Consider the following 11,851-nt stretch of genomic DNA (forward strand, 5'->3'; position numbering starts at 1 on the left):
GGATAATAAAAGCGTAATTAGAAATTATTTACAAATGAAAGCAGTTGTGATAAGCAGACCGGGTGATCCTGAGGTATTAACGGTTGAGGAACTGGAGCGACCAAAGATTGAAGATATGGAGGTGTTGATCGCAGTCAGGGCGGCGGGTGTGAATAGGCCAGATGTTTTCCAGCGAAAGGGAAATTATCCGGCACCTCCAGGTGTTGATCCACGTATCCCGGGGCTCGAAGTGGCAGGTGTTATTGTGGAGAAAGGCTCTTTGGTCGATAGCTGGAATATTGGTGACTCGGTATGTGCACTGGTTGCCGGTGGTGGGTATGCTAGTTACGTTTCTGTTTACCAGGGGCATTGCCTACCTATTCCGGGGAATCTAAGTTTTGAAGAGGCTGCAGCACTCCCAGAGACGGTCTTTACAGTGTGGGACAATGTCTTTCGCAGGGGAAAACTACAATCTGGAGAACACTTCTTGGTGCATGGTGGAGCAGGCGGAATTGGTAGTACAGCTATTCAATTAGGTGCACTATTCGGTGCGGAAGTTTATACAACTGTTAGTTCGGAGGAGAAAGGTCTTTTTTGCCAATCACTAGGTGCATCAAAAGTGATAAACTATACGACCCAAGATTTTCAAGAAGTGCTAGCCGGCTTGGGTGTTGACGTGATTTTAGACAGTATAGGTGGTGCCTATTTCGAAAAAAACATCAATCTCTTGAACCCCGATGGCCGCCTGGTCTATATCAACGCCATGCAAGGGGCTAAAGCAGAAATAAACTTGCTCAAATTGATGCAAAAAAGAATTCTACTTACCGGAAGTACCCTGAGAGCAAGAGATCATCACTTTAAAGAAACATTACGTAATGAGATCTGGGCTGAGGTATGGCCTAAGATCATTTCTGGTGATTTTAAACCCAGACTGTTTTGTGTTTTGCCTTATCATGAAGCTGCAAAGGCACATCAATTGATGGAGGATTCGAATTTGTTGGGAAAAATCGTATTAAGTTTTTGATTTTTGATAGTTAAGCGGGGTCGTACCCGTGATATTCTTGAAATATTTATGAAAGCTCGAGAAGTTTTGAAACCCAGACTCGAAGCAGATTTGCTTGATGGTTTGTTTATTTTCAAGTAATAAATTACATGCCGTCTTTACACGCATTTCAATTAGAAACTGAAAAAGTGTCTTACCTATCTGCGATTTAAAATAACGGCAAAATGAATTTGGCGTCATTCCTGTCAATGAGGCAAGCTCCTGTAGGCGGATCTGATCACGATAATTTTCGCCGATGTAGTGCATGGCTATGCGCATGCGGTCAGCATCCTGGTCCTGAGATTGAATTGTAAAGCCTGTGCTGGTCAATAGATCATGCTGCTCTTCTGTCGCAATGAATGTAAGGATATGCAATAGGTGGATGATTCTTGTTGTGCCAGCACTGTCTAGTATGGCATCAATATGTTTTATTGTTTCAGCCTTACTTGCTTTAGAAAGTGCTATCCCCCTTTTCGAAATTCGTATCAAGTCTTTGATATTTTTGTTCTCAGGCAGGTTGGTGAATTCATTCCCCCAGAAATTTTCTTTAAAATGCAGTACACGTATATCTGCTGCGTGCGGATTATCCTCTTTTAGGTAGATTTCATCAAACAGCCAATAATGCGGAAGATTAGAACCTACTAGCGTTATATCTCCGGATTCAAAACGGCGAACGCTGTCGCCAATAAACTGTGTACCAGATCCCTCTGCAAAATAAATCAATTCAAGTTCTTCATGATAATGCCAAATGTTGTGGTATTGCGGTGTATTATCTCGTCTGGCGTTGAATGAATAGGTGAGATTGTTATTTAAATGAAGTAATTGCGCTTTCATAACTATGAAATATATGCATTAAAGTTACATATTCCTGTTTAGATATGGTAATATAGCTTAATAAATTGATAATATACTTGAATATTGTCTAGGTTTTTTAGGCTTATTTTACATAAAATAACTACTTATAACCATTTGAATATATGACTAACAAAAAGAGTTACACATTTGCCTTGATTTTGGTGACCTCCTTGTTCTTCTTTTGGGGATTTATCCATAACCTTGATCCGATCTTGATTCCACATTTGAGGAATGCCTTTAGTTTATCGCATTTCCAGGCTTCTTTGGTCGATTCAGCGGTATTTATTGCCTATTTTGTAATGGCGATCCCTGCGGGAATTATTATGAAGCGTTATGGCTATAAGGCCGGTATTCTGATCGGGTTGTTATTTTTCGCGCTAGGTTGTTTTTTATTTGTTCCTGCAGCAAATACCATAAGTTATGCTTTCTTTTTGGGAGCCTTGTTTGTGGTCGCATGTGGATTGACTATTTTGGAAACAGCTGCCAACCCATATGTCGCTATTTTAGGTGATCCTGCAACATCTGCTCAACGGCTGAATTTTGCACAATCATTCAATGGTCTTGCAGCTTTCTTGGCACCGATATTTGGTGGGAAATTTATTTTGTCACACGAACCGAAATCACAAGAAGAACTTGCGCAGATGGCCGAACAGGCAAAACTGGCTTATATCCAGTCGGAAACAGCTTCTGTAAAAATGCCTTACCTTGTTTTGGGCGTATTGATTCTGTTGATTGCTGCTTTGTTCTTCTTTACCAAATTGCCTGATATCAAAGATGATGAGGAAGACGGTAAAGCAGGCTTCTTTCATGCCTTGAGGCATAAAAATGTAAGATGGGCGGTCATTGCTCAGTTTTTTTATGTTGGTGCTCAGGTCTGTATCTTAAGCTTTCTAGTGCTATATGCAACAGAAGTAGCTGGGATATCAGGGAAAGATGGTGCGGACTATGCAGGTTTTGCAGGTCTAGCATTTATGTTAGGCCGATTTATTGGAACCTTCTTTATGCGTTTTGTTTCAGCATCTAAACTGTTGATCATCTATTCCTTTGTGACGATTGCATTATCACTGTTCGTTATTTTTGGAACAGGGGTACAAACATTATATGCCTTGATTGGAATTGCATTTTTTATGTCCATCATGTTTCCGACCATTTTTGCCTTTGGAGTACAGGGGATCGGAGCAGATACTAAATCTGCTTCCAGTCTGATCGTAATGTCAATTGTTGGCGGGGCGTTATTGCCACCACTTTTGGGCTTGATATCAGATACAACAGGCCATTTTCAATATGGTTATTTTGTGCCTTTAGTATGTTTTATCGTGGTATTGGCTTTTGCTTTTCAGAATAGGAACGTGAGCATCGCCGAAACAGAAAATCTTAAATCACATTAATAGATAGCAATGAAAAAATATGTCATGGCGTTGGATCTTGTCAATGATCCACAATTGATCAAAGAATATGAGGATTACCACCGTGCAGTGTGGCCAGAGATCAAGCGGTCGATTTTGGATGCCGGGGTAACCCAAATGGAGATCTATCGTTTTGAGAATAGATTGTTTATGAATATGGAAGTTGGTGATGATTTTTCATTTGAGCGCAAATCTGCTATGGATGCTGCCAATGAAAAAGTTCAGGAATGGGAGCAGTTGATGTGGAAATATCAGGCTGCTATTCCGGGATCCAAACCAGGTGAAAAGTGGGTAATGATGAATAAAATATTTGAATTAGTATAAGTTATGGCCATACAACGTTATTTACAAATCCATCCGATGGATAATGTCCTGGTTGCATTGCAGGACCTGGCTGAAGGAACAGCAATTGTTTTCGAAGGTAAAGAGTTTACATTGAAGCAAGCCGTTGCGGCCAAACATAAGTTTACGATTCAGCCTATGGAGCAAGATGCCGAAATATTGATGTACGGTGTTTTGGTTGGGAAGCTGAATGGTGATTTAGGTGCGGGTGAGTTGATCACAACAGAAAATTTACGTCATGCATCCGAAGATTTTAGAATGGGTGATCGTAAGACCACTTGGACCAAACCGGATATTGCTGCATTTAAAGATAAAACGTTCAACGGATTCCACCGTTCGAACGGTACGGTAGGAACGGCTAACTATTGGTTGGTCATTCCATTGGTATTTTGTGAAAACAGGAATGTACTGACGCTAAAAGCCGCTTTCGAAGAGAAACTAGGCTATAAGGTTAAAGCCAACAATTATATCTCTGAGGTAGAAGACCTGATCGGATTATATAAATCCGGTGCAGATGTAAACCAAATTCTGGGACAGGATTTATTGGCTAATTCAACATCAAATGAACAAGAACGTTTGTTTAAAAACGTGGATGGCATTAAGTTTTTGAACCACGAAATGGGCTGTGGTGGTACACGTATGGACTCTGATGCGCTATGCGGTTTGCTGGCAGGATATATTACACATCCCAACGTGGCTGGTGCGACTGTATTGAGTTTAGGCTGCCAACATGCACAGGCTTCCATTTTAAAGGCTGAAATAGAGAAAAGAAATCCCGGTTTTGACCGTCCTTTATACATCTTTGAGCAACAAAAAGAAGGAACTGAAAAAGAATTGATGCAAAAAGCAATCAAAGCAACTTTCGCAGGGATGATGCAAGCGGATAAAAATGAGCGCAAACCAGCCACACTAGATAAGCTATGTATCGGCTTGGAGTGTGGTGGTTCAGATGGCTTCTCAGGTATTTCGGCTAATCCGGCACTTGGTTTTGTTTCGGATATTCTGGTGACTTTGGGCGGTTCTGTTATTTTAGCTGAATTCCCAGAGCTATGTGGCGTGGAGCAGGAACTCAGTGACCGTTGTGTTGATGAACCTACTGCGGAGAAGTTTATGAGCTTGATGCGGACCTACAATGCGAAAGCAGAAGCGGATGGTTCGGGTTTCTACATGAACCCATCTCCGGGCAATATCCGTGATGGTCTGATCACAGATGCGATCAAATCTGCAGGAGCAGCTAAAAAAGGTGGTACCTCACCAGTCGCTGCTGTGATTGACTATCCAGAATTGGCTAATGGGGCAGGGCTCAACTTACTATGTACACCTGGTAATGATGTAGAGAGTACTACCGCTGAGGTTGCTGCGGGTGCTAATGTTGTCTTATTTACGACCGGCTTGGGTACGCCCACAGGAAATCCGATTACGCCAGTTGTAAAACTATCGACCAATACAAAGACTTTTGAAAAAATGCCTGATATCATAGATCTTAATTGTGGTACCATTATCGAAGGTACAGAGACTATTGAACAGGCCGCGCATCGTATACTTGATTATGTAATTGAAGTTGCTTCAGGTGAGGTCAAGCCTAAAGCAGTCTTGTTGGGACAGGATGACTTTATTCCTTGGCGAAGGGGCGTTTCTTTGTAAATAACCAAAAAATCGAACATAATGAAATTAAAACATGTCATCTGCAGTTTGGCCTTACTCATAGGATCATTTTCTTATGGTTATAGCCAACAACAGTACCACCCAAGTCCTGAAAATTTAAAAAATAGGGAATGGTTTGAGCAATCTCGATTCGGGGTCTTTATCCATTGGGGTGTCTATAGTGTGTTGGGGGATGGTGAGTGGGTCATGAATAATCAGAACATCAGCTTGGATGAGTATGCACTCTTGCCTAAATTTTTTAATCCTATTTCTTTTGATGCAAAAGAATGGGCTAAATTATTTAAACAGGCTGGGGCAAAATATATTACATTCACGACAAGGCACCACGATGGTTTCGCCATGTGGAATAGCCAAACTTCGGATTATAACATCATAAAAAAATCGCCATTCAAACGTGATATTGTAAAAGAGTTGGTCGAAGCATGTCATGCAGAAGGAATAAAAGTCATGTTTTATTACTCGCTTTTGGATTGGAACCGCAATGATTACCTACCTGCAGGTAAAACAGGAGGTGGCATCACTGGGCGTGATTCTACAAAAGGTGATTGGAATCATTATGTCCAATTTATGAAAAGTCAGTTGACTGAGCTTCTTACAAGTTATGGTCGAGTTGATGGAATTTGGTTTGATGGTCATTGGGACAAACCTAAAGAAGATTGGCATTTTAAAGAAATCTATGAGTTGATCCATAAGTTGCAGCCACAATGTTTGGTGGGCAATAATCATCATTTAGCTCCTTTTGAGGGAGAAGACTTTCAGATGTTTGAACGTGATCTGCCAGGAGAAAATACCACAGGATTTGGAACAAGCGCACATGATGTGGGTAAATTGCCCAAAGAGGTTTGTGGTACCATCGCTGGATCTTGGGGCTTTGAATTAAAAGATAGGACACGTAAATCGTTTAGAGAGGTATTGACTTACTTGGTTAAAGCTGCGGGACATGGTTCAAACCTGTTACTCAATGTGGGACCGATGCCGAACGGCGAGATTCAAGACTATCAACAAGATCGCCTAAAAGATCTTGGTAAATGGCTAGCTGTTTATGGCGAGACTATCTATGGAACTGAAGCGGGAGGGGTACCACCTACGGATGATTATGCGTTGACTAGAAAAGGAAATCAGGTATACCTGCACATCCTTAAACCTGAAAAGAAGGAATTGTATATTGCCAAGCTTCCTTATCAGGTGAAGAAAGTAAAGACATTTATCGGAAATAAGGATATTAAATTTAGTAATAAAGATAATAGTTTACGATTGGATTTGCCGGCATCGACCGATGAGGCAGATCTAGTTTTAACACTAACAATTAAATAACAATGGGAAAATTAGAACAAAAAGTAGCTGTTATTACAGGCGGTGGTAGTGGGATTGGTCGTGCTATCAGTGTGCAATTTGCTACAGAAGGAGCGAAAGTCCATATTCTGGATTTAAATGAGGAAGGTGGGAATGCTGTAGTAGCGGAAATTTTGGCTCTAGGTGGGCAGGCTGTGTTCAATCGTTGTAACGTAACCGATCAAGAGGAAATTATCGACATAGCTCAAAATATCGGGAAAATTGATATTTTAGTGAATAATGCTGGCATTGCTCACGTTGGTAATTTGGAAAATTGTAAATCCGAAGACTTCGAACGTGTTTTTAATGTGAATGTGAAAGGTGCCTACAATGCGTTATATGCTATTGTACCGATCATGAAAGCGCAAGGCTCTGGAGCCATTCTTAATCTCGCTTCGATTGCGGCGTGGGTAGGAATTACGGATCGTTTTGCCTATTCCATGAGTAAAGGTGCTATCTATGCGATGTCTTTGTCGGTAGCACGTGATTACATGGCTTTCGGTATCCGTTGCAACAGTATCTCGCCAGCGCGTGTACATACCCCTTTTGTGGATGGTTTTATCGCGAAGAACTATCCTGGTAAAGAGGCTGAAATGTTTGAAAAGTTGTCTGCAAGTCAACCAATAGGTCGTATGGCACAACCCGAGGAAATTGCTAAGCTGGCACTTTTCCTTTGTAGTGACGACGCAGGGTTTATTACAGGAAATGACTATCCTATCGATGGTGGTTTTATTAAATTGAATAACTAAATGTTAGATTTGAGACATTAGATTCTCATATCTACTATCTCATATCTCAAATATAAAAAAATATGAAATTAATACGTTTTGGAGCCTTTGGCAAAGAGAAGATTGGAGTTCAGGTCGACGGAGTAAACTACGATGTAAGTGCATTTGGTGGTGATTACAATGAGCAATTTTTTGCGGAAGATGGCTTGGCTCGTTTAGAGGAATTTGTCAAGGCTAATGCAGGTAAACTGATTGAAATTCCGCAAGACGAGCGTATCGGAGCACCTTTTGCCCGTCCATCTAAAATAGTTTGTATCGGACTGAATTATATGGATCATGCTAAGGAAACAAATGCACCGATTCCTGCTGAACCTATTATTTTCATGAAGTCCACCACTTCATTAATAGGACCATACGATAATGTGATGATTCCTAAAGACTCTGTAAAGACGGATTGGGAAGTGGAATTTTGTATTGTAATTGGTAAAAAAGCTTCTTATGTAGAAGAAAATGAGGCTTTGGATTATGTTGCGGGTTATGTACTTCACAATGACGTATCTGAACGTGAGTATCAATTGGAACGCGGTGGCACCTGGGATAAAGGAAAAGGCTGTGATACATTTGCGCCTATGGGACCATTCATGGCCACGAAAGAGGAAATCAAGGATATTAACAATGTGCGTATCTGGTTGAAAGTTAATGGTAAAACATATCAGGATGGAAATACCAAAGATTTAATATTTTCAATTGCACATGTTGTTTCTTATGTGTCTCGATTTATGACCCTATTGCCAGGAGATGTGATTTCAACAGGAACTCCTGCGGGTGTAGGTCTTGGATTTAATCCTCCTATTTATTTAAAACCTGGTGATGTGATTGAATTGGGTGCAGATGGACTTGGCGAATCACGTCAGACTGTGGTTGCTTATTCAAAAAATTAATTTATCTCCTATTTTAGGTTTTATTATGCGCATAGATACCCATCAGCATTTTTGGCAATTCGATCCTGTTAGAGACAGTTGGATTACAGACGAGATGCTCGTTATTAAACGAGATTTCACACCATTGGATATTCAGTTTGTATTGGAACGAAATGGATTTGCAGGTAGTGTGGCCGTTCAGGCTGATCAATCTGACACGGAAACGAACTATTTGGTTCAGCTGTCCAAAAGCCACCCCTTTATCAAAGGTGTGGTCGGATGGATTGACCTCCAGGCCGAAGATATTGAACAGCAGTTGACAAGTTATAAAGAACTACCGGTGATCAAAGGCTTCCGACACATTGTTGAGGGAGAGTTGGACCCAGATTTTCTGATTAGACCAGCTGTGTTGAATGGGTTAAAAGCATTGGCCGAGTTTGGCTATACCTACGATTTACTGATCCGTCCGCGTCATTATGATGCTACATTACAATGTGTACAACAAAATCCAAATCTTCAATTTGTGCTGGATCATATTGCCAAACCTCCGATTAAATCAAGGGAGTTTGATGAGTGGGCCGCGTTTATCGATAAACTTGCTGCCTTTTCAAATGTGGTCTGTAAAGTGTCCGGACTGGCTACAGAGGCTGATTGGTCCAGATGGAAATTGGATGATTTCAAACAGTATCTAGACCATATTTTCCTACGTTTTGGAAAAGAAAGGATTATGTTTGGATCTGACTGGCCTGTATGCCTGTTAGCGGCCTCCTATGAGGAAAGTATCGCTATCGTCGAAGATAAATTGGGCGACTTTACAGAAAAGGAAAAAAAAGCGTTTTGGGCTGAGAATGCTATACGTGTATATAATCTATAAAACTATATAATCCCAGAAAACAATCAGTATGCACGAAAGGGAAAGCATGCATACTGATTGTTTCAATGGCAGATAAACCGAGTCTAATCAGCTCGCTGCTGTTGGGATAAGCTTTAATCAATAACCAGTGAAACGAGTTCGTTGATGCAGAAAACAGACACTCATCAATGAAACATACAATTCAATAAAATTATTATGGATCTTCATTTAAAAGATAAAGTAGTTATTGTTACAGGTGGTGCAAAGGGGATAGGGCGTGCTGTCGTGCATGCTTTGGCCAAGGAGCAGGCTATTCCTGTTATTGTGGGACGTAAACAGGCCGACAATGAGAAAGTCAAGGAAGAAGTGAAACAGTTTGGTATTGATGCTTTGTGTATTGAGGCTGAATTGTCCAAACCTGAAGATTGTGAAAAAGCGGTACAAAAAACACTGGAGGTTTATGGCCGTATAGACGGCCTGGTGAATAATGCGGGACAGAATGATGGGGTGGGTTTGGCATCAGGTGATTATGCGAAATTTGTAGCCTCATTACATAAAAATCTGATCCATTATTATTTAATGGCGCATCATGCATTGGATGCATTGAAAGCATCTAAAGGAAGTATTGTCAATATATCTTCCAAAACAGGAGAAACCGGACAGGGCAATACGTCAGCCTATGCTGCTTCCAATGGCGGACGAAATGCATTGACACGCGAATGGGCTGTAGAACTATTGCCTTATTCAATCCGTGTAAACGCTATTGTTGTTGCTGAATGTGCCACTCCACAATATGATACCTGGATCCAGACCTTACCAAATCCGGAGGAAATATTGAAAAAGATTACCGATCGTATTCCTTTAGAAAATCGCATGACTACGGCTGAGGAAATTGCAGATACAACCGTATTTTTGCTGTCTGATAAGTCAAGCCATACAACAGGCCAATTGATCCATGTTGATGGTGGTTATGTACATTTGGACCGCTCCATTATTGCGGAATAATATCCCGTAAAAATAAGAAACTCGAAGCATCGTGTTTAGCCATGCTCTAATGAGCTACGTACGATAAGAAAATAAGGCTGTGCCTGTAAAGTCAGAAGAATCATTCTTCTGACTTTTTTATTTTTATGCCCGCTGATAATAGGTGCAATGCCCAAGACCGTGAAAAAATACAAATAAGGCCGATTTTCTAGTTAATCTGCTGATGATTTTGATGTTAACAAAAAAAATATAAATTTTATTTTGTTATTTAATCGATTAAGCTTATACTTGTATAACTGATAATTATAAACTTAAGATAAACTGACGGATCCTTTTGCTTTTTTTTTGCTCTTTTTGTTTAAACGATTAAGCTATGAAAGATAAAAAGATCCTACAGAACTGATTATATAATATAAATTCCAAATAAATATTACATGGATTATAAACCGTCCATATTTAAAATTTCAATTTTATTACACAATTGAATGTAATTTTTAAATAGGAAATGCCCCATCTTACTGATGGGAAAGAGCGTGCAATACACTCATTTGTCCTGTTTAAAATATACAATCAATAAGATAATCAATTACAGTATATGAAAAGATTCATGTTTTTATGGTGTGTAATCATGTTCGGTTATACATCTTTCGCTCAAAATTCAAACGGATTAGGTAATCTATCGAAACTATCGAATGCTAAAACAAGGTCAATCAGTCCTGAAAACTTTAGCGGTGGAAAAGGTAAAGGTGGAATGGCTGTCCCCAATGAAAAGGAAGGGGCGCGTAACCAGGCAAATGCTTCCAAAGCTGCCCGAGAGCTCGGCGTGGGATGGAAAGTTAATCCTTATGTCCATATCGGTGCCGGTGAGACATTTACGCTGGCTGAAATAGATGGATCGGGAATTATTCAGCACATCTGGATGACACCGACAGGCAACTGGAGTCAATCCATTATTCGGTTTTATTGGGATGGGGAGACAGAACCTTCTGTTGAAGCACCTGTTGGAGCCTTTTTTGGAATGGGTTGGAATAAATACGCCCCTTTAAATTCACTCGCGATGACAGTCAATCCAGGTAGTGCTTTTAACTCCTATTGGCAAATGCCTTTTCGAAAAAAATGCAAGATAACGATGGAGAATGTCAGCATTCATCCCATGGTACTCTATTATCAAGTCAATTATGCCGAGACTGAGGTTGGTAATGATGAAGCTTACTTCCATGCGCAATACCGAAGATCTCACCCTACGGAAGGTTCCTTACATACCATTCTGGACGGTGTAAAAGGGAAAGGACATTATGTTGGAACCTATTTGGCTGTTGGTGTTAACAATACGGGCTGGTGGGGTGAAGGTGAAGTTAAATTTTTCCTTGATGGCGATAAAGAGTTTGCTACGATCGTCACGACGGGCTTGGAAGACTACTTCTGTGGATCTTATAATTTTGAAAACAAAGAGACGCGTAGATATCAGGAATTTACTACACCTTATGCTGGTCTACATCAAGTAATCCGTCCGGATGGCATATATGATTCACAGCAGCGATTTGGAATGTACCGTTGGCATATTCTGGATCCTGTACGTTTTGATGGTGACCTAAAGGTAACCGTTCAAGATCTGGGCTGGCGGTCCGAAGACCGGTATCTGCCTCAGAAATCTGATATTATCTCGGTGGCTTACTGGTACCAAACAGAGCCTCACGGCAAATTTAAGCCACTTCCAGGAAAGAATGGGATAGAAATCAATTAAA

11 protein-coding genes are annotated in these 11,851 nt (G+C 40.5%); 10 read left to right on the forward strand and 1 reads right to left on the reverse strand.

The window, feature by feature from the left end:
* Window positions 1-34: 34 nt before the first annotated feature.
* Window positions 35-1,003, forward strand: a complete 969-nt coding sequence (locus LC454_RS15725) for an NAD(P)H-quinone oxidoreductase (RefSeq protein WP_223583428.1) — start codon at window positions 35-37, stop codon at window positions 1,001-1,003.
* On the opposite strand, the gene LC454_RS15730 is transcribed toward LC454_RS15725, so the two are convergent.
* Window positions 992-1,855 (reverse strand): AraC family transcriptional regulator, encoded by an 864-nt coding sequence (locus tag LC454_RS15730; RefSeq protein ID WP_223583429.1) that lies wholly within the window; start codon window positions 1,853-1,855, stop codon window positions 992-994. The two genes, LC454_RS15725 and LC454_RS15730, sit on opposite strands and share 12 nt — an antisense overlap.
* Before the next feature lie 143 nt (window positions 1,856-1,998).
* Here LC454_RS15730 and fucP point away from each other — a divergent pair, with 143 nt between their 5' ends.
* The 9 genes from fucP (at window position 1,999) to LC454_RS15775 (ending at window position 11,850) form a co-directional block, all read left to right on the forward strand.
* Window positions 1,999-3,264, forward strand: coding sequence for an L-fucose:H+ symporter permease (fucP, locus tag LC454_RS15735; protein WP_223583430.1), 1,266 nt, complete (start codon window positions 1,999-2,001; stop codon window positions 3,262-3,264).
* A gap of 9 nt (window positions 3,265-3,273) precedes the next feature.
* The gene (locus LC454_RS15740; protein ID WP_223583431.1) at window positions 3,274-3,606 is read left to right on the forward strand and encodes an L-rhamnose mutarotase; all 333 of its coding nucleotides are present in this window, start codon (window positions 3,274-3,276) and stop codon (window positions 3,604-3,606) included.
* A gap of 3 nt (window positions 3,607-3,609) precedes the next feature.
* Window positions 3,610-5,268 carry a UxaA family hydrolase gene (locus LC454_RS15745; RefSeq protein ID WP_120259115.1) on the forward strand — a complete coding sequence of 553 codons (1,659 nt, stop codon included), beginning with the start codon at window positions 3,610-3,612 and terminating at the stop codon, window positions 5,266-5,268.
* A 21-nt stretch (window positions 5,269-5,289) separates the two neighbouring features.
* Window positions 5,290-6,603: an alpha-L-fucosidase gene (locus LC454_RS15750; RefSeq protein ID WP_223583432.1), complete on the forward strand. Its 1,314-nt coding sequence runs from the start codon at window positions 5,290-5,292 to the stop codon at window positions 6,601-6,603.
* A 2-nt stretch (window positions 6,604-6,605) separates the two neighbouring features.
* Window positions 6,606-7,370, forward strand: a complete 765-nt coding sequence (locus tag LC454_RS15755; RefSeq protein WP_223583433.1) for an SDR family NAD(P)-dependent oxidoreductase — start codon at window positions 6,606-6,608, stop codon at window positions 7,368-7,370.
* 62 nt (window positions 7,371-7,432) lie between these two features.
* The gene (locus tag LC454_RS15760) at window positions 7,433-8,290 is read left to right on the forward strand and encodes a fumarylacetoacetate hydrolase family protein (RefSeq protein ID WP_223583434.1); all 858 of its coding nucleotides are present in this window, start codon (window positions 7,433-7,435) and stop codon (window positions 8,288-8,290) included.
* Complete coding sequence (locus tag LC454_RS15765; protein ID WP_223583435.1) at window positions 8,241-9,143, forward strand: amidohydrolase family protein; 903 nt, start codon at window positions 8,241-8,243, stop codon at window positions 9,141-9,143. Before LC454_RS15760 ends, LC454_RS15765 begins: the two co-directional genes overlap by 50 nt.
* 195 nt (window positions 9,144-9,338) lie before the next feature.
* Window positions 9,339-10,127 carry an SDR family oxidoreductase gene (locus tag LC454_RS15770; protein WP_120259110.1) on the forward strand — a complete coding sequence of 263 codons (789 nt, stop codon included), beginning with the start codon at window positions 9,339-9,341 and terminating at the stop codon, window positions 10,125-10,127.
* A 574-nt stretch (window positions 10,128-10,701) separates the two neighbouring features.
* The gene (locus LC454_RS15775) at window positions 10,702-11,850 is read left to right on the forward strand and encodes a glycoside hydrolase family 172 protein (protein ID WP_223583436.1); all 1,149 of its coding nucleotides are present in this window, start codon (window positions 10,702-10,704) and stop codon (window positions 11,848-11,850) included.
* The last annotated feature ends 1 nt before the right edge of the window (window position 11,851 follow it).

This window comes from Sphingobacterium sp. GVS05A (assembly GCF_019969845.1).
GTDB lineage: Bacteria > Bacteroidota > Bacteroidia > Sphingobacteriales > Sphingobacteriaceae > Sphingobacterium.